This is a genomic window from Pelorhabdus rhamnosifermentans (genome assembly GCF_018835585.1).
Lineage (GTDB): Bacteria > Bacillota > Negativicutes > UMGS1260 > UMGS1260 > Pelorhabdus > Pelorhabdus rhamnosifermentans.
On record NZ_JAHGVE010000012.1, the window covers coordinates 125,798 to 145,209 of the forward strand.

19 protein-coding genes are annotated in these 19,412 nt (G+C 40.8%); all 19 read right to left on the minus strand.

The window, feature by feature from the left end; translation table 11 throughout:
* Window positions 1–46: 46 nt before the first annotated feature.
* Complete coding sequence (locus tag Ga0466249_RS15215) at window positions 47–619, minus strand: lytic transglycosylase domain-containing protein (protein ID WP_312889781.1); 573 nt, start codon at window positions 617–619, stop codon at window positions 47–49.
* A gap of 17 nt (window positions 620–636) precedes the next feature.
* A complete protein-coding gene (gene fliJ, locus Ga0466249_RS15220; protein WP_215830321.1) occupies window positions 637–1,080 on the minus strand; it encodes a flagellar export protein FliJ in 444 nt (147 codons plus the stop codon).
* An 18-nt stretch (window positions 1,081–1,098) separates the two neighbouring features.
* A complete protein-coding gene (gene fliI, locus Ga0466249_RS15225) occupies window positions 1,099–2,412 on the minus strand; it encodes a flagellar protein export ATPase FliI (RefSeq protein WP_215830322.1) in 1,314 nt (437 codons plus the stop codon).
* Window positions 2,409–3,173: a FliH/SctL family protein gene (locus Ga0466249_RS15230; protein ID WP_215830323.1), complete on the minus strand. Its 765-nt coding sequence runs from the start codon at window positions 3,171–3,173 to the stop codon at window positions 2,409–2,411. Before Ga0466249_RS15230 ends, fliI begins: the two co-directional genes overlap by 4 nt.
* Window positions 3,166–4,176, minus strand: coding sequence for a flagellar motor switch protein FliG (gene fliG / locus Ga0466249_RS15235; protein WP_215830324.1), 1,011 nt, complete (start codon window positions 4,174–4,176; stop codon window positions 3,166–3,168). Before fliG ends, Ga0466249_RS15230 begins: the two co-directional genes overlap by 8 nt.
* A 27-nt stretch (window positions 4,177–4,203) precedes the next feature.
* A complete protein-coding gene (fliF, locus tag Ga0466249_RS15240) occupies window positions 4,204–5,745 on the minus strand; it encodes a flagellar basal-body MS-ring/collar protein FliF (RefSeq protein ID WP_215830325.1) in 1,542 nt (513 codons plus the stop codon).
* A 30-nt stretch (window positions 5,746–5,775) separates the two neighbouring features.
* Entirely contained in the window at window positions 5,776–6,030 is a 255-nt protein-coding gene (gene fliE, locus Ga0466249_RS15245; protein ID WP_312889785.1) for a flagellar hook-basal body complex protein FliE, read from the minus strand.
* Window positions 6,031–6,096: 66 nt separating this feature from the next.
* On the minus strand, window positions 6,097–6,537 hold the full coding sequence (gene flgC / locus Ga0466249_RS15250) for a flagellar basal body rod protein FlgC (protein ID WP_215830327.1): 441 nt from the start codon (window positions 6,535–6,537) through the stop codon (window positions 6,097–6,099).
* A gap of 4 nt (window positions 6,538–6,541) precedes the next feature.
* On the minus strand, window positions 6,542–6,952 hold the full coding sequence (flgB, locus tag Ga0466249_RS15255) for a flagellar basal body rod protein FlgB (protein WP_215830328.1): 411 nt from the start codon (window positions 6,950–6,952) through the stop codon (window positions 6,542–6,544).
* Between the two features lie 271 nt (window positions 6,953–7,223).
* On the minus strand, window positions 7,224–8,000 hold the full coding sequence (gene codY, locus Ga0466249_RS15260) for a GTP-sensing pleiotropic transcriptional regulator CodY (RefSeq protein WP_215830329.1): 777 nt from the start codon (window positions 7,998–8,000) through the stop codon (window positions 7,224–7,226).
* Between the two features lie 51 nt (window positions 8,001–8,051).
* Window positions 8,052–9,440 (minus strand): ATP-dependent protease ATPase subunit HslU, encoded by a 1,389-nt coding sequence (hslU, locus tag Ga0466249_RS15265; protein ID WP_512699363.1) that lies wholly within the window; start codon window positions 9,438–9,440, stop codon window positions 8,052–8,054.
* Window positions 9,441–9,458: 18 nt separating this feature from the next.
* Window positions 9,459–9,989, minus strand: coding sequence for an ATP-dependent protease subunit HslV (gene hslV, locus Ga0466249_RS15270; protein ID WP_246588761.1), 531 nt, complete (start codon window positions 9,987–9,989; stop codon window positions 9,459–9,461).
* A 181-nt stretch (window positions 9,990–10,170) separates the two neighbouring features.
* Window positions 10,171–11,466: a methylenetetrahydrofolate--tRNA-(uracil(54)-C(5))-methyltransferase (FADH(2)-oxidizing) TrmFO gene (trmFO, locus tag Ga0466249_RS15275; protein WP_215830332.1), complete on the minus strand. Its 1,296-nt coding sequence runs from the start codon at window positions 11,464–11,466 to the stop codon at window positions 10,171–10,173.
* Window positions 11,459–13,741 carry a type I DNA topoisomerase gene (topA, locus tag Ga0466249_RS15280; protein ID WP_312889782.1) on the minus strand — a complete coding sequence of 761 codons (2,283 nt, stop codon included), beginning with the start codon at window positions 13,739–13,741 and terminating at the stop codon, window positions 11,459–11,461. The genes trmFO and topA overlap by 8 nt, the downstream gene beginning before the upstream one ends.
* Window positions 13,738–14,820: a DNA-processing protein DprA gene (gene dprA, locus Ga0466249_RS15285; protein ID WP_215830333.1), complete on the minus strand. Its 1,083-nt coding sequence runs from the start codon at window positions 14,818–14,820 to the stop codon at window positions 13,738–13,740. Before dprA ends, topA begins: the two co-directional genes overlap by 4 nt.
* Before the next feature lie 123 nt (window positions 14,821–14,943).
* A complete protein-coding gene (gene folK, locus Ga0466249_RS15290) occupies window positions 14,944–16,551 on the minus strand; it encodes a 2-amino-4-hydroxy-6-hydroxymethyldihydropteridine diphosphokinase (RefSeq protein ID WP_215830334.1) in 1,608 nt (535 codons plus the stop codon).
* A complete protein-coding gene (folB, locus tag Ga0466249_RS15295) occupies window positions 16,548–16,913 on the minus strand; it encodes a dihydroneopterin aldolase (protein WP_215830335.1) in 366 nt (121 codons plus the stop codon). The genes folK and folB overlap by 4 nt, the downstream gene beginning before the upstream one ends.
* Window positions 16,906–18,111, minus strand: coding sequence for a dihydropteroate synthase (folP, locus tag Ga0466249_RS15300; RefSeq protein WP_215830336.1), 1,206 nt, complete (start codon window positions 18,109–18,111; stop codon window positions 16,906–16,908). The genes folB and folP overlap by 8 nt, the downstream gene beginning before the upstream one ends.
* 84 nt (window positions 18,112–18,195) lie before the next feature.
* Window positions 18,196–19,041 carry a methyl-accepting chemotaxis protein gene (locus Ga0466249_RS27245; protein ID WP_215830337.1) on the minus strand — a complete coding sequence of 282 codons (846 nt, stop codon included), beginning with the start codon at window positions 19,039–19,041 and terminating at the stop codon, window positions 18,196–18,198.
* Window positions 19,042–19,412 lie beyond the last annotated feature (371 nt).

Genomic DNA, 19,412 nt, shown 5'->3' on the forward strand with positions numbered 1-19,412 from the left:
CCTGCGACGTCAAGAATCAAATATTTCTAATCTTATAATAGAGTCATCATGAATTTCTATAATAAGATAAAACTTTTTGCACGTAAGCTTGTGTTTCCGAATAAGGCGGCACACCGTTATAATTTTTAACTGCCTGAGGCCCCGCATTATAAGCGGCTACAGCCATGGAAACATCTCCGTTAAACGTAGTAAGCATTTGCTTTAAATATTGCACGCCCCCATCAATATTTTGGCGGGGATCCTGAATATCACGGACACCTAAACTTGCTGCTGTTTCAGGCATAAGCTGCATAACTCCCACCGCACCAGCTGAAGACACTGCACTTGGTGAGTAATCTGATTCTGCTCGCGCAATAGCCTGAGCAAGTTTCGGATCTACACCATTTTTTTTTGCAGCCAACTGAATCATTTTGATAATATCACTTGAACTGGTACTGCTAGAATTGCTCGCTGTAGGACCTGACGTATGTTGCGGTTGCACTGCTGAAAGAATGGAGGAGAAATCGCCTTTTCTTTGTGTCTGTAGTGCTAACGAAGCAGCATTGGGTGTCTGACCAAAGCGATTTTCAATTGCCTCTATCCGACTAAAAACGCGATTTAGACTACCAACCTCATTCACACCTGTCATCTCCTAATTTACATCTTGCGATGATATCGTTGTGTGGCAATTTCATCAAGAAATTTCTGTTCTTCTGCTAATACATCATGAAAATATTGTTGGCGTTTTTTTTCTTTCAAACGTTCGACTATTTTCCGTTTCTTGCGTGCTTCCTGATAAGCAATCAGGCATTCTTGATGAAACTTTTCCGCTTTTATTACCTCAAGTTGTTGCTGTTCACTCTGCATGGTAAGCTTTTTTATATAAGAAGAATAGAGAGTAAAATCATCAATCGTTTTCTTTTCGCCAAGCACTTGTTGCCATTCCTTACGCGTTATTTCAGTTAAATTCAACAATGCTTCGAGCTGACTTTTCGCAGCATTAAGCAATTGTATGGACCGAGAAAAATGCATTTGCGCTTGTTCTTCATGCATGTGGCGAACATTCACTAAAGCTTCGAGATTAAACTGAAAGCGCTTCACTCTCTATCACCTTATTTCCTATGAAACCACTTCTTTTAATAAAGCAATTGTTTCTGCTATGGAAGTTTGTTCATAAACATCTTGTTGTAAAAACTTTCTTACAGCACTAATATATTGAATAGCTAAATCAATTTCATCATTGCTTCCCTTCACATAAGCCCCAATATTAATCAAATCTTCGGCTTCTTTGTAAGTAGCTAAAATGGAACGTACTTTTTGGGCTGCTTTCAAGTGATCGGAGTCAACAATTTCCAACATAACACGACTGACACTTGCAAGTATATCAATGGCTGGATAATGGTTTTTCGCCGCTATATTGCGCGATAAAACGATATGACCATCAAGGATACTACGTACAGAGTCAGCAATTGGCTCATTCATATCATCACCATCGACAAGAACGGTATAAATTCCTGTAATAGATCCTGTAGTCCCTGTCCCTGAACGTTCTAAAAGCTTAGGAAGCATAGCAAATACCGAAGGTGTATAACCACGGGTTGCGGGTGGCTCGCCAATGGTTAAGCCTACTTCCCTTTGCCCCATGGCAAAACGCGTGACAGAATCCATCATGAGCATGACATGCTTGCCTTGGTCACGAAAATATTCAGCAATGGTCGTCGCTGTCATGGCTCCCTTCACACGCACCAAGGCCGGTTGATCAGAAGTAGCCACAACAACTACAGAACGACGCAAACCTTCTTCTCCTAAATCGCGTTCAATAAATTCCCGCACCTCACGTCCACGTTCTCCGATTAAAGCAATGACATTAATATCTGCTTCCGTGTTACGGGCAATCATACCTAACAGGGTACTTTTTCCAACGCCACTGCCCGCCATAATGCCAACCCTTTGCCCGCGGCCAAGTGTTAAGAGCGAGTCAATAGCACGCACTCCCACAGCCATTTTTTCACTAATGCGCTCACGTGTAAGAGGAGAAGGGGGCGTCGCCTGTATGGGATAAAAAGTATGACAATTGAGTGCCCCCTTATTGTCAATCGGCCGACCAAGACCATCAACAATTCGGCCAAGTAAACTTGATCCAACACCAATAGTCAACATACGATTGGCTGCAATTACCTCACAACCAGGTCCAATCCCCTGCATTTCACCAATTGGCATAAGAAGCACACGCTTTTCACGAAAACCAACAACTTCAGCTGGTATTGAAACAGATTGATCACGCGATGTAATATAGCAAAGTTCACCTAAATTAACAGCAGGTCCCTGCGCTTCAATAACTAAACCAATAATTTGCGTTATTCGCCCAGTCAGTTTCATAGCCTGTACATCTTGTACTGCTTTTAGATAAGGACTTACTACAAAACTTGTCATGCCGACACTTCTTGTAATGCTTTACGTATCGAATCCAATTGCGTATCAATACGCGCATCTACTGTACCGCTTGTAGTGTCAATCAAACAATTGCCTTGCGGAACTGAATTATCTGCTTGTACTAAAATAGGCTGTTCCCGACCAATCAGTGCTTGTAAGTCATGACGAGATTTCATAATGAATTCATAATCGACCGAATGAACACGAACATTCACTTCTTGTTGATCACGAACTTTTTCTAAAGCCGCACGAACCATGGATAACACAACCGCCGAATTTTCTTCAATTTCATTCGCTAAAATTTTACGTGCCACTTCGACAGCAAGCTCTAAAATTTGTTGCTTTGCATTTAAAATCATGTCATGACCGTCTTGCTGAGCGTGTGCCAAAAGCTGAGATGCCTGCTGCGCCGAACGACTGAGTTCATCACTCATATCCTGACGAACCTGCTCCTTACCTGCTTCTAAGCCTGACGCAAATCCCGCGTCATACCCTTCTTGACGTCCCTTTTCCATTGCCTCAGATTTTAAATTTTGACTTTCTACTGCTGTCTGAGCAAGAATTTCTTCTGCCTTATGATGAGCATCAGCAAGAATTGCATCACATTCTGCTTGCGCTTTTTTCAATTGACATTCAAGCTCTGCCTGCTGAATCGCTTCTACAGAAGGTGATGAGTCTGTTTCATAATGAATAACAGGTGGAACTGTTGCAATAACAACAGGCGTATTACGTAGCGAAGTAGATTTAAGAACTCTATACAATGACTTCGTCTCCTTTACCACGTGAAACAATAATTTCACCCGAATCTTCGAGACGCCTAATGACATTAACCACTTTTTGTTGTGCTTCTTCAACATCACGGATGCGTACAGGCCCCATATATTCGATCTCATCACGCAGCATTTCCGAAGCTCTTTTCGACATATTCTTATAAACTTTATCTGCTACTTCAGTTGAAGATGCCTTCAGAGCCAAACCAAGGTCTTTCGACTCAATTTCACGCAATACAAGTTGCAACGAGCGATCATCAAGCAACACAATATCTTCGAAGACAAACATACGTTTTTTGATTTCCTCGGCAAGTTCCGGATTTTGTATTTCAAGATTTTCAATAATCGTCCGCTCAGTTGTACGGTCTACACGATTTAAGACTTCCACAATTGAATCAACTCCACCAGCAGCAGTAAAGTCCTGTGTTACAAGCGAAGACAGTTTTCTTTCTAAAATTCTTTCAACATCCTTAATAACATCAGGCGAAGTACGATCCATGACAGCAATTCTTTTAGCAACATCAACCTGACGATCGGCCGGCAAAGCCGAAATAATCGCTGCCGATTGCTCCGGTTGTAAATAGGCCATAATTAAAGCAATTGTCTGAGGATGCTCATTTTGAATAAAATTCAATAACTGTGAAGGATCTGTTTTACGTGCAAAATCGAAGGGACGAATCTGCAAACTTGATGTCAACCGATTAATAATTGTTACCGCTTTTTCTGAACCAAGTGCTTTTTCTAAAATTTCCTTAGCATAATCCAAGCCCCCAGCAGCCAAATATTCCTTCGCCAAACACATTTCATGAAATTCGCTAATAACTAATTCTTTCATTTCAGGCGAAATTTTGCGTTGATTGGCAATTTCCAAGGTCAACTTTTCAATTTCATCTTCGCGAAGATGTTTGAAAATTTGAGCTGAAAGATCTGGTCCTAACGAAATTAAGAGAATGGCTGCCTTCTGCTTCCCTGTCAACTCATTTGACTGATACATTTATCTACCTCCGTTACAGCGCAGTCGTTATTCATCAATTAGCCAAGTTTTTAAAAGCTGAGCAACATCTTCCGGCTGAGATTTTGCAAATTTTTCTATGGCTTCGCGTTCTTTCTGGCGAGTCATTTCTTCTTTTGTAAGCTCTCGTTCCTCCGGTTCATCTCCAGCTAAAGTAGCTGTTGATTCCATTTCAAGTGCTTCTAATTCTTGTTCAGCTTGACGACGACGCGCCCTTGCCCGTAACCAGAAGAATATTCCCGCGCCAACTGCTAATACTATCGCAGCCCCTAATATCCACATATTACGTTGTTGCGCGGCAAGATCGGCTTCTTCTTGCCTTTTTTTATCGGATAGTTCCGTATTAAAGGGAACATTTTCAACAGAAATGACATCACCACGCTGCGGATTCAATCCAGTTGCCGAGGCAACAATTCGCATAATACTATCTTGCTGAACATTCGTGACAGTTCCATCAACAAGCACAGCGACAGTCAGTCGCTTAATGGAACCAGGCGCTGCCACGGTTTTTTCCTTTGTCTCATTAATTTCATAGTTACGAACGGCTTCTTTTTTCGCATAATTTGATTGACTATTATTATTGTTAGTCGCTACATAGCCGGGAACATTACTTGCCGTACCAGGAATTCCACCCGGCTGGCCCGATGTTCCACTATAGGTCTCGTTGGTATCTTGAGAGCTGCGAACAATGCCTTTATCATCCACAACAGGTTCAAACGTATTTTTATCGACTGTACGCTGATCGAAGTTCAGTTCTACATTCACCCTTGACGCCACTTTTCCTGCACCAAGAACTTGTTCTAACATCGACTGCAGATTTTTTTGTAAATCATCTTGAACTTTTTTTGTCATATCCAACTGAGATAAAGAAATTCCATTAGAATTTCCATCATCTGAAGGATCATTTAACACATGAGCGTTATCGTCTAAAATCGTAATATTTTCCGGTTTTAAGCCCTGAATACTGTGTGAAACTAAATTGACAATTCCTTTTACTTGACCAGGATTTAATTGCGCCGACGGCCTTAATTTCAGCATAATTGATGCTGTTGCCGGCTTCTCATTTTTCTTGTACAAACTATCTTCTGGTAACACAATATGTACACGTGCTTTTTCAACTTCAGCCATCTGTTCAATTGTTTTTGTTAATTCACCTTGAATTGCCTGCAAATAGTAGATTTTATTTTGAAATTCTGTTGTACCAAATTTATTTTGGTCAAAAATTTCAAATCCCTTATTCCCACGTGGCAAACCTTGCGCAGCCAAGTCAAGACGGATCTTATAAACATCCTTCGAGGAAACCATAATAGATGTTCCATTATTGCCAATCTCATAAGGAATCTTTGCTTCTTTTAACTTTGCCGCCACCTCGCCTGCATCCTTCACATCGAGACCAGTAAACAAAGGTACATTATCCGGCCTGCTGCCCCACCAAAAGCTCCATGTTAAAATGATAGCAAAAACGAGCACCGCAGATCCAATAATAATGTACTTTTCTTTCTTACCGATACTGTGCCACAAGCGCAGAGACTGTTCCTTCAATTCAGCCATCGTCTCCAACCTTTCCACTCCGAGAAAATATTAAACTTGCATCCGCATAATTTCTTGATAAGCATCAATCACTTTATTGCGAACCTGCATTGTTAACTGTAATGCCATAGAAGCTTTTTCAGTAGCAATTACGGCTTCCGAAATATCCTGAACTTTTCCTGTAGCAAGATTAACTGAAGCCTGATTGGCATCAAGTTGTAACTTATTCACATCACCCAAAGCATTTGACAGAAGTTGTCCAAATGTAACACCTGTCTCAGACTTACTCGAAGAAGGTGCCTTCATAGATTGAGCAGCTACTGGCTTAACTGCTGCCGAGCTAATTACATCAACTGACATTTATTCTTCCTCCTATTTGCCAATATCTAAAGCCTTTGCTGCCATAGCCTTTGCCGAATTAATGACAGTCACATTGGCTTCATAAGAACGGCTGGCTGTAATCATATCAACCATTTCAGTTACTACGTTCACGTTCGGCATTGCCACATAACCAGTGGCATCGGCATCTGGATGGCTAGGATCATAAACTCTACGCAAAGGAGAAGTGTCTTTCGTAATACCTGTCACACGTACTCCCTGTTCTTGTCCTTGCCCCATTTGGCTAGACAAAACATTAGCAAAACTGTTTTCAGCAGAACGTGGCTCAAAAACAACCAATTCACGCCGATAGGGACCGCCTTCCACTGTTCTTGTTGTATTTGCATTTGCAATATTGTTAGAAATAACATCCATTCGAAGCCTTTCAGCCGTAAGTCCCGAAGCTGCCGAATCAATTGCACCAAACATCGCCATGCTTTTACTTCCCTTCTCTAATTGCTGATTTCAATATTCCGTAATATTTATTCATTTGTTGTGCCACCGCTGAATAATAAATACTATTTTTCGCTAAACTTGCCATTTCCTTATCAATGTCTACATTGTTTCCATCTACACGCATGGAAGTTGTATTATCCACGACAACAGAAGGCTCCATACTACCCTCAAATTTTTCCGCAGCCAAGTGATTTTGATGAGTCCGAACGAGAGGCAATTGAGTCTGATTCATTGCCTGCTGAAGTTTGTCCTCAAAAGAGACTGTGCTTCTTTTAAAACCAGGCGTATTGACATTGGCTATATTATTACTAATTACTTGTTGTCGTAACGCAGAAGATGATAGTGCTTTTTCTAAAATATTAGCAGGTGCCGAAGACAAAATGGAATCTAGCACAGTACCCCTCCTATTGAACATAATTTTTATGTTATCCTTTACTTTGTCCTAGAATTCTACATAAATTTTGCAAATTCCTTTTAAATTTTATAAACTTATTGTAAATTGGCAAAGTAGGGACTTTTTGATTAGATATAAGACTTTAAAGTTGACAAAAAGCGACAAAAAAACAAGGTAACCACCGCTCAAGTTGAATGGTTTCACCTTGTTTTATGTTAATATTAGCTGTTTTTTTAACTAACGTTTATTGTCTTAACAATTTTAATAAAGATTACTTTCTAAGTTTTTTAAGCTCATCAAGCAAACGATCATTTAATACCTTAATATACGTCCCCTTCATACCAAGCGACTTTGACTCAATCACGCCAGCGCTCTCAAACTTCCTTAAGGCATTGACAATGAGGGAACGAGTAATACCAACACGATCAGCAATTTTACTTGCTACAAGCAAACCTTCATTACCCTGAAGCTCCCCTAAAATATGCAATATCGCTTCAAGCTCTGAATAAGACAATGTACCAATGGCTACTTGAACGGTTGCTTTTTTACGCGCTTCCTCTTCATTTTTTTCACTTAAGTCACGCAAAATTTCCATGCCCACAACGGTTCCGCCATACTCGGAAAGGATCAAGTCTTCATCAGTAAAATCTTGATCAAATTTAGCAACAATTAACGTACCCAAACGATCTCCACCACCATGAATAGGAACAATCGTCGTTACTTTTCCATGGAAAAAGCATTCAGTTTCATCCGCAAATGCACACAAACCACTTTCCAAACGAATATTGGGCGATGTTTCAGCGATTCGTTGCAACCACTCCACATAGCGTTCAGGGAAGACACCCAAATTTAATACTCGATCCTTCATGATTTCACATTCAAAATTATCCAGTAACGCGTAGCCTAAAACATTACCTTCTTTACTAACAATGTACACATTACAACTCATAACGGTTGACAAGACATTTGACATCTCTTTGTAAGCAACCTTCTCTGACTTCTGCAGTAACTTATTAATTTTGCGAGTTCGTTCTAATAGTGTTAACATTTTTAATTCCTACCTTTCAATATTAATGTTCATGAATAAGCTTTTGTTTATTTATAAAATAAACTGTGTTAAATCTTGATTTTCAACAATATGAGTCAATTTGGACTGAACATACGTGCGATCAATCTTAACAACCTGAACAGCCAACTCAGGTGCTTCAAAGGACAGATCTTCTAACAACTTTTCCATAATCGTATGAAGACGACGGGCACCAATATTTTCTGTCTGACCATTAACTTGACAAGCAAATTCAGCTAATTCATCAATGGCTTCGTCAGCAAATTCTATAGTAATCCCTTCGGCCTTAAGCAAACTCTGATATTGCTTGATAAGAGCATTTGCAGGTTCCGTTAGAATCTGGACAAAATCCTCTTTATTCAAATTAGTTAATTCGACACGAATGGGAAATCTTCCTTGTAGTTCTGGAATTAATTCTGAAGGCTTAGAAGTATGAAAGGCACCTGCGGCAATAAACAACATATGATCGGTTTTCACTGCACCATATTTCGTCACAACAGTCGAACCTTCTACAATTGGGAGAATATCCCGTTGTACACCTTCACGCGATACGTCTGGACCAGAAGAATGATTACGACCGGCAATCTTATCAATCTCATCCAAAAAAATAATTCCAGAGTTCTCAGCTATAGCCAAAGCATCGGCAATCACTTCATCCATATCAATCAGCTTTTGTGCTTCTTCCTGTACAAAAACTTTGCGGGCATTGGCTACAGTGACTTTCCGTTTTTTTTGCTTTTTCGGCATTAAATTTCCTAGCATATCTTGAATATTCATGCCCATCTCTTCAATACCTGTGCCAGCAAACATACCCATAACAGGTTGCCCGGAATCTTCAACAGTAATTTCGACTAATTCCTCTTCAAGGTCACCTTTAGCCAAACGTTCACGCCATATTCGGCGCTGATCCTCTATAGGGGGAATGGACTCTACCTCAGGCTCTTTAGGCTGCTGCACATTGGAAGAAAAAAGCATTTCAAAAGGATTTTTTGTTGTCTCCTTTTTATTAGATGGACAAAAAATATCAAGAATACGTTCATTGGCTAAAATGAGCGCTTTATCATTGACTTCCGCTATTTTAGCTTGCTTTACCATACGAATCGCTGTTTCCACAAGATCGCGAACCATTGATTCCACATCACGACCGACATAACCAACTTCAGTAAATTTGGTCGCTTCAACCTTGATAAAAGGCGCTTTAACTAAGCGGGCCAGTCTTCTGGCAATCTCAGTTTTACCCACACCAGTCGGACCAATCATTAAGATGTTTTTCGGAATAATTTCATCTTTTAATTCTTCTGGTAACTGCTGGCTCCGCCAGCGATTTCGGAGCGCAATTGCCACTGACCTTTTCGCAGCTCGTTGCCCAACGATATATTTATCAAGCTCAGCGACAATCTGTTTGGGCGTCAGTTCTGTCAATGCCATCCCTCCCTAACTTTATAACTCCTCTATGGTAATCTGGTGATTTGTATAGATGCAAATATCTGCAGCTATGGCAATCGCCTTTTGAGCAATATCGGATGCCATAAGATCCGTATTACTAACAAGTGCACGCGCTGCAGCCAAAGCATAAGGACCACCAGAACCAATGGCTGTAACACCATCATCAGGCTCAATCACTTCACCATTGCCCGAAATAATCAGCATGTGTTCAGTATCAGCCACAATAAGCAATGCTTCAAGCTTACGTAAAATACGATCTGTTCGCCAATCCTTCGCAAGCTCCACAGCGGCACGCATCATATTGCCATTAAATTCTTCCAGTTTTATTTCAAACTTTGTAAACAAAGTAAAGGCATCAGCAACAGAACCGGCAAAACCAGCCACGACCTTACCATGATAAAGACGGCGTACTTTTTTTGCATGATGTTTCATGATCGTATTTCCACCAAAAGTAACTTGACCGTCTCCCGCAATAGCAATCTTGCCATTATGGCGAACAGCAACAATCGTTGTTGCATGAAACATAGGCACACCTCCCTCAAAATAAACCCAAGCTTAACATCAGAAAAGCAAGTCCAGATGGCCTTGCTCGCTTCTAACAAAAAATATCATCTTTTGTCGAATGCATGAAAGCGAAGTTCTTTCAATATATACTAGCACAATTGTAAAAATAGCGCAATATATTGTCATACTTTTCTACACAAATTTAACAATTCGCTTGAAGCGCTTCTAGGGCCCGTTTGGCAATCAGTTGATTTTTCGTTTTTTTATCTCTGATCCGTTGCCCCAATGTCGGAAAAAGGCCAAAGTTTACATTCATAGGCTGAAAATGTTTGGCTTCTGATGTTGTAATATAATGACTTAAGGCACCATGCGCTGTTTCCTGGGGAAACACTAGGAGCTTTTGACCGCGCACCAGTCGTACAGCATTGATGCCTGCAATAAGTCCACTTGCCGCTGATTCCACATAACCTTCTACACCTGTCATCTGTCCTGCAAAAAACAATCCCTCCTGACCACGCATCTGCATGGTTGGCTTAAGCAGTTTAGGAGAATTAATAAATGTATTCCGATGCATTACACCATACCGCACAAACTCCGCTTGCTCTAACCCCGGAATCATCGAGAAAACTCGTTTCTGCTCCGGCCATTTCAAATGTGTTTGAAAGCCAACAATATTAAATAACGTTGCTTCTTTATTATCTTGCCGCAACTGAATCACGGCATGAGGCTGCTCACCTGTACGCGGATCGACAAGACCCACTGGTTTCATGGGACCAAACCGTAGAGTATCAATGCCTCGGCCAGCCATTACTTCAACAGGCATACATCCCTCAAAAAAAATAGCTTTTTCAAACTGTTTTACTTGGGCTGTTTCGGCATTCGTCAGAGCCTGCCAAAAAGACTCATATTCATCTTTATTCATGGGGCAGTTCAAATAGTCATCATCACCCTTGCCGTAGCGGGAGGCGCGAAAAATAATATCAACATTTAACGAATCCCCTGTTACAATAGGCGCTGCTGCATCATAAAAATAAAAATACTCTTCACTAGTCAGCTGTTTCAATGACTCACCCAGAGCGGGTGAAGTCAAAGGACCTGAAGCAACAATTAAGGGACGCGCATCAGGCAACGTCGTGACTTCGCGATGTGTAACAGTCACATGGGGATGATGAGCCAGCGTATCGGTAATCATTTGACTAAAAGATTCCCTGTCAACAGCCAATGCGCCGCCAGCGGGGACTTGTGTGGCATCCGCCGCTTTTATAATAAGTGAATTTTTGCGTCGCATTTCTTCTTTGAGCAATCCCACGGCATTTTCCAGCCCCGCCCCCCTTAAGGAGTTACTACACACGAGTTCGGCAAATAATCCTGTGTGATGGGCAGGACCCATCGACTGAGGACGCATTTCAATTAATTCAACATCTATACCTTGCTCAGCAATCTGCCAGGCAGCTTCGCTTCCTGCAAGTCCAGCTCCAATAATGGTTACCTTAGTCACCTTGTTCACCTCGCTCCACATCACGAACAGACTCTTCAGCAATTTTTACTGCTGTTTCTTTTGTCACACGTTTTTTCGCTGCTGCTTTCTTTTTTGCTGTTTTTTTGATTGACTTCGGTTTCGTCTCGGCCTTTGCTGTCTTCTTGCTATCCTTCTTCTTATCTGTCGCCGCTTCTTTTGCATCCGACTTTTTTTCATGTTGGCGAGTTGGACAAGTATCACTCGAACACTGTACAACAAAACCTTTTTTAAACTGGTGGCGCACCATAAGGGCACCGCAAGTTGGACACTTTTCATTCAGCGGCTGATCCCACGTCATAAAATCGCAGGTTGGATAGTTCTGACAGCCATAAAATACTTTACCCCGTTTTGTCTTGCGTTCAACGATTTTACCACCACATAAAGGACACTCCACACCGGTCTCCTTAACAATAGCTTTCGTATTCCGGCATTCAGGGAAGCCCGGGCAAGCAAGAAATTTACCATAGCGCCCCTGTTTTACAACCATCATACGGCCACATTTTTCGCAGGGTATATCTGATACCTCAACAGGAAGCTCTACATGCCCAATTTGTTCATCTGCATAAGCTAATTTCCCAGCAAAGGGCTGATAAAATTCACTCAAAACATCATTTTTAGCAGCCTCTCCTTCAGCAATACTATCCAATTGATCTTCTAAACTCGCCGTAAATGGAATGTCAATGATGGAATCAAAATACTCTTTAAGCAAATCAAGAACAACAAAACCTAATTCAGTGGGCTGAAATTTTTTTTCAACGCGCTCAACATAACCGCGTGCCAAAATGGTTTCAATAATAGGTGCGTAAGTACTTGGCCTGCCAATCCCCTTCTCTTCAAGCATTTTGACCAGCGAAGCCTCAGTATAACGCGGAGGTGGTTCAGTAAAATGCTGTTTCGGCAAAATCTTATCTAGTGACAGATTCTGTCCAATTGTAAGCTCAGGCAAAATAACATCTTTATCGCTATCTTTTTCCTTACCGTCTTCTTTGCTTTCTGTATATACAGCCAAATAACCAGCAAACTTTAACTGCGATCCTGTCGCTCGTAAGCCAAATTTACCAGCTGTAATATCAACGGTTAAGGTATCATACACAGCCGCAACCATTTGACTGGCAACAAAACGTGCCCAAATTAATTTATACAGCTTCAACTGATCACGTGATAAATATTTTTCCACCGCCTCTGGTGTATGTATAATGCCTGTGGGACGAACCGCTTCATGGGCGTCTTGGGCACTTTTTTTCATGGCATACACAGGAGCTTTCGCCGGAAGATAGGTTTCATCATAATGCTCTAAAACAAAATCACGTGCTTCCTGCTGTGCTGAATCAGCAATACGCGTAGAATCAGTACGCATGTAGGTAATGAGACCGACATGACCAGCTGAGCCAATTTCAAGGCCTTCATAAAGCTGTTGTGCAACCATCATGGTCTTACGTGAAGTAAAACCAAGCTTTTTGGCAGCTTCTTGTTGTAAGCTGCTTGTTGTAAAAGGCGGCGCAGGATTACGGCGTCTCTCTTTCTTTTTTACATCCTTAACTACGTAGGATAAATTTCTAAGGTCGTCTGTCAGTTTCTTCGCCTGCACTTCATCAGAAATGGCTGGTTTTTTCCCGTCAATCATGTTAAGAGCTGCCTCAAACAAACTTCCTTTTGGATGATCACGAAGCTTCGCTGCAATCGTCCAATATTCTTCTGTCACAAAATCAAGAATTTCTTTTTCTCTGTCACAAATAATGCGGACTGCTACCGATTGTACACGGCCCGCGCTTAAGCCTTTACGAATTTTACGCCACAATAAGGGACTCAATTTATAACCCACGATGCGATCAAGAATACGACGTGTTTGCTGCGCATCGACTTGGGGAAAATTAATTGGTCGCGGATGTTTAATTGCTGTTTGAATAGCAGTTTTCGTAATTTCGTGAAATTCAATCCGACAAGCACTTTCAACGGGAATGTTTAATAAATAGGCCAAATGCCAGGCAATAGCCTCTCCTTCGCGATCAGGGTCAGTAGCGAGATAAACTTTATCGGCATTTTTGGCAGCTTCTTTTAATGCTTTAATCAAATCACCCTTGCCGCGAATGTTAATATACTTAGGCGCAAAGTTTTGTTCAATATCAACGCCAAATTGGCTTTTGGGTAAATCCCGCAGATGCCCCATCGAAGCGCGTACAGTATAATTTCTGCCTAAAAATTTCTCAATCGTTTTTGCTTTAGCTGGTGATTCAACTACAACCAGTACTTTCACTCAATACCCTCCTTAGCGGTACGAACATAACTTTGACTGCCATGCTGTACCACTAATCCTCGCAGTTCTAACTGCAATATGATATATGTAATCGATGATAAAGTTAAGCTTGTTTTTATTGCCAATTCCTCCAACATAACAGGTGTCTCATAACTTAAAAGCTGATAAATTTGCTGTTCATCTGCATCAAGTTGTTCCTGTTTCTCCCTATGACTGGGGACGAGTTCATATTCCTGTAAAATATCCTTGAGCCCTTGAACAAGTTTTGCCCCCTGTTGAATCAATCGATGCGTACCAAAGCTGGTTTTAGAAAAAATACTACCCGGAACTGCATAGACATCCCGTCCTTCTTCCAGCGCACGATCCGCTGTAATGAGCGCTCCGCTTCGTTCAGCAGCTTCAATCACAACAACACCTCGCGACATGCCACTAATAATGCGATTACGAGCGGGAAAAAAACCTGGATGCGGTTGCGTGCCAGGCATATACTCTGATACGACAGCACCTTGCTCGCTAATTTGCCGCAATAATTTTTCATTTTCACGTGGATAGCAAATATCCACACCACAACCTAAAACAGCAATTGTTGCGCCACGCGTGAGTGCCCCAACATGAGAAGCTGTATCAATACCTCTTGCAGCACCACTTACTACCCAATACCCAACTTCAGCTAATTGCGCTGCAAGCATGTGTGCAACATTTTTACCATAGGCACTAGCACGACGGGCACCCACTAATGCCATTAAAGAGTTATGTGTTGGCAAAGAACCTCGATAATAGAGTAAAAAAGGGGCCTCATAAATATTTTTCAATAAAGCAGGATATGCTTGATCCCGTTTACTACACAAATGAATTTTCTTATGATCCCAATCAGCCCGTAATTTCTCTACGTTTAGCTGTTCCCGCCAAACAACAAGATTATTACATGTAACACCATCTAAAATTTTACATAAAAATAAATCGCCCTTCTGGGCCTGCCAGGCCTGTTGGGCGCTACCAAAATAATCAATCATTGCCGCTATTTTAGCACTGCCAATGCCTGAAACACTTTGTAAAGCTGCAACATAATAATTATCCATTTCTTTTCCTCCTATATCATTCAACCTATTCAAAATGAAATAAGATATAAGAAGTTGCTGACAAATTACCATGATTATGCAACTTAGCCATTATTATAACCGCGTTTTTCAAAAAAGGTCAAGTTATTTCGAAAATTTATTTAATAACTGCAAAATTTTCGTAGCAATTTGTCTGGCAGCATGATTTTGCCCACCCTTTTGCTGTTGTACCTTTTTCGGCCTACTAAAATGTTTTTCAAAACGAACTAAACATTGTTTTAACTCTGTTAAATTTTCGGCTAGCATTGCTGCGCCCTCATCAAGTAAATGCTGTGTATTTGCTTGCTCCTGTCCCGGAATGGGATGATAAATCAATAAAGGCAATTGCGCAGCAAGTGCTTCCGCCGTTGTCAGACCACCTGGTTTCGTAATCAATAGATCAGCAACAGCCATTAATTCATGAACTATATTCACAAAACCATATACAGTCAATTGATGCTGAACCTTCAGCTTTAACTGATTTAATTGTTCAAAAGCTGCCGTATTGTTTCCCGCAACAACAATGATTTGCACGGGAAAATCCAGGCTGTCAATAAGCTGAACCAGCTTTACAAGCGGAAAAGCGCCCTGCCCCCCTCCCATAATAAGGACGGTAAACACTGCTGGATTCAGCTTAATTTTTTGTTGTAAAATATTGCGATCCATCGGATTTTCAAAACTTAAATCAATTGGAATCCCTGTAACACTAATCTGCTCTGTTTGAATAGCATGATCAACAAGATACTGCTTTAATTTCTCAAGTGCAACAAAATAATGTGTTACTTCCGAATAAATCCAGAAACGATGTACAACAAAATCAGTGACAACTGCCACAATTGGAACTTGATATACTTTTTTGCGAATCAACTGGGAGGCAACTCCCGCAGCACTTGCATGACTACAAACAATCATATCAGGTCGAAAATCAAGAACGGCGCGGCGCATTCTCCAAGCTATAAAACGGTTAAATAAATTACGACCCAATAGCGCCAAAGCACTTTCATTTCCCCACTCATACAAACCACCATAAACACTGGGGCACCATGATAACATGGCCAAATAGATAGATAGTACCTTATTCGTAAGCTTTTGTGGCAAAAAGTCAAACAAATTATACTGAACAGTTGTAATACAACTATTTTCTTTCTTAGCAAGTTCATTCACTGCCTGTTCAACAGCTTGAGCCGCCCGCATATGCCCAGCCCCAATGGGAACTGTCATAAACATGATTTTAGCCACAACCGAAAGCCGTCGAACAATGGAATCATCGACCAATTTGTTTAATAATTGCGTTGCCGAATATCCTTGTACGATGGGAGTATCACCAGCAATTTCAGCTAATGGTGCAAGTACAAATCGTCGCTCATGCAAATACGGGTGAGGAATAATAAGCCGTTCTTGTTGGATGGCTTCCTCATGATAAAGTAAGATATCAATATCAACTGTCCGTGGCCCCCATTTTCTCGTCCGGACTCGCCCCAACGCTTGCTCAATACCTAAACAAATTTCAAGAAGATTTAACGGACCATAAGAAGTCGATACTGCCGCAACAATATTCAAAAAATCCCGTTGATCCGTAACCCCAACTGGCGCTGTTTCATAAAATGAAGAAATTTTTTCAATGTGAACTTGCTTTGATTCAAGTAAAATCAGGGCTTGTCTAATATAAAAAGCACGATCTCCCATATTAGAACCTAGACCCAAATAAATCACTTCTTGTTACTCCGTGTAATCTGTACTTCAACACAATCAATTTGTCCTCGCATAGGCACAGCTGGTTTACGAATGCGAACAGTTACATCACTAACATTAGTCAACTGCAAAATAGAATCACCAATATGGGCACCGAGCGCCTCTAATAGACTAAACCGATGATTTTCAACAAGTTCTTTAACCCGTCCATAGACCGTTGTATAATCAATCGTATCCTTAACTAAGTCAGAATTACCGGCTTTTTGTAAATCCGTAAAAATATCAACATCTAAGTAAAATTTTTGTCCTTGCTCACGTTCATATTCGTAAACACCATGAAAACCATAAAACATCATATTACTTAAGGTAATTTTATCACGCATTATTATCTCTCCTCATCATATAATCTGTCATTTTGGCAATTCGTGCTATTGGTTTTACATCATGAACCCGTACAATTTGGGCTCCTTTCATAATGCCCACCGCAACAGTAGCACCCGTTCCTTCTACTCGGTCCTCTACAGGTACATTGAGTACTTCCCCAATAAAACGCTTGCGTGATGTACCAAGTAAAATTGGACACCCCAGTGCTTTTAATTCGTCTAATCGAGACATAATCACCAAATTTTGTGCAGGTATTTTCGCAAAGCCAATACCAGGATCAACAATAAATTGACTAAAATCCATGCCAGCCTTGAGACCTATTTCAATACTATTATGTAAAAAGCGGATAATTTCTCCCATAATATCTGCTTTATAATCATGGGAATGACTATTATGCATAATCACAATAGGTACATGATACGTTGCAGCAACTTCTGCCATATGCGGGTCACCTTGAAGGCCCCAGATATCATTGAGAATATGAGCACCTGCCTGAAGGGCCTCTTCAGCAACACTGGCTTTATATGTATCAATTGAAATAGGTACAGGACACTGCTTTACAACTTCTTTCAATACTGGCAGCAACCGCTGCGTTTCTTCTTCAGCAGATACCAGACTAGAACCGTATGGCCGAGTTGATTCAGCCCCCAGATCAATAATATCCGCTCCATCTCCAACAAGCTGCCTCATATGAGCCAACGCTGCTTCAAGGTGATTAAACTTTCCACCATCCGAAAAAGAATCAGGTGTTATATTTAAGATGCCCATAATTGACGTATGATAAGGCTGAAGCCGTAATTGACATGTCGAAAAAGAATAAGAACGCGAAACATCATTTATTGTTCCCTGTAAGACTTTTTCTATTTCACTAGCAATAGCCGGAAGTCCCCAAGGTTGATTTTTCAGTTGAATTAAAGCGGCTTGATACTGCTTAAGTGTTGCACAAACGAGGACATCCGATTTCATAATACTTAAATCAGCGCAACCTTTGGCAATGGCCACTTCTCCACCCTTAGCCAAAAAAGTTTGTTTTAATAAATTAGCTTCTTTTGCTAAAAGACCTTCAAGCTTTATAACTTTAAATATACTTTTCGGCACCATAATTTTAAGGCCCTGTGCTTGACAACCAATCTGGCTCAATGCTTCCTGAGCATGTTTAGACGTATCAATCGTTAATGAGCGTGCATTAAAATACATTCAATTCCCCCTCAAATAATAAAATATAAGTTTATTTTATCATATAAATTATATTTTGCACGTTAGTGTCTTACTAATGCGAATTCAGCCGCGTTTATTTTCATCATATAAATGAGCGGTTAAAGAACTAAGCTGTTCGGAAAGAGCCGATAATTCTTGACTGTGAACAGTTAGCTTTTGAATCGCAGCCGCTTGGCTCGTACTAATTGTATCAACTTGTTCCATTTCTCCGCTAATCTGCTGAATAGACTGAGTTAAACTGGACAAAATTTTATTTATTTCACCAGCCGAGCCGGCACTACTTACAGCTAATTTCCGTACTTCTTCAGCAACAACACTAAATCCTCTTCCCATCTCACCGACTCTAGCGGCTTCAATCGCTGCATTTAGTCCAAGTAAGTTAGTTTGATTGGCAATATTTTGTATAACTGTAAGAATATGATCCGTCGTGCTTACCTGTTGCGTGGCATTAGCAGAAAGGGTTTTTAATGAGCTACTTGAATTTGATAGCTGTTCAGCCTGCTCTAGGATGGATTGAATCGAAGCAAATAATCCAGTAGCAGAGTTCGACAATTGATTAGATGCGTGAACTAATATTTCTTTTCTTTCCAATGATTCATGAATTGCCACAGCACCAATAATATGTTGTTGTTCATCCGTAATTGGCATACTGATTGCGATATAAGGAATACCATACACTTCCTTAGCTACTTCAACAACAACACGCTGTTTTGCCTGCATGGCTTTATAAACAGCTGAACCTGATTTAATAGTTTCGCCAACAACTACTTGTGAAGCTATTTCTGGAATGGAATATGAAACTAACCATTTTGTCCTATCACTAACAACTACACCTATTTTCCCACTAACGAGTTGAGGTAAATAGGGTGCTACTTGAATAAAGGCCTCGAGTGCATTCGTGTTAGACATCTGATTCTCCCCTTTATCGCAGTATTTTCAGCTAAATATTCAATTAAATGGTCATATACAGATACTTCATTATCTATTGTACACAAAACACAATAATCTTACAATATTTTTCCAATAAAATAATTCGAAGGCCCTAGTAAAAACAACACTCACAAGTGAGTGCTGTTTTCTAAACTGGCAACTCCCTATCCTCCCAAGCCTAGTACCGAGCACTTTGCCATCCATTGCGCGCTTGGCACTAGGCCATCCGTGGCCGTCGCAAATACTTTTGGCGTATGCGGGCTTAACTTCTGCGTTCGGTAGTGGAACAGGTGGATTCCCTTAGCATAGCCCCGGTTGTTTCGGCCAGCTCATCTGCGTCACTTCCACTT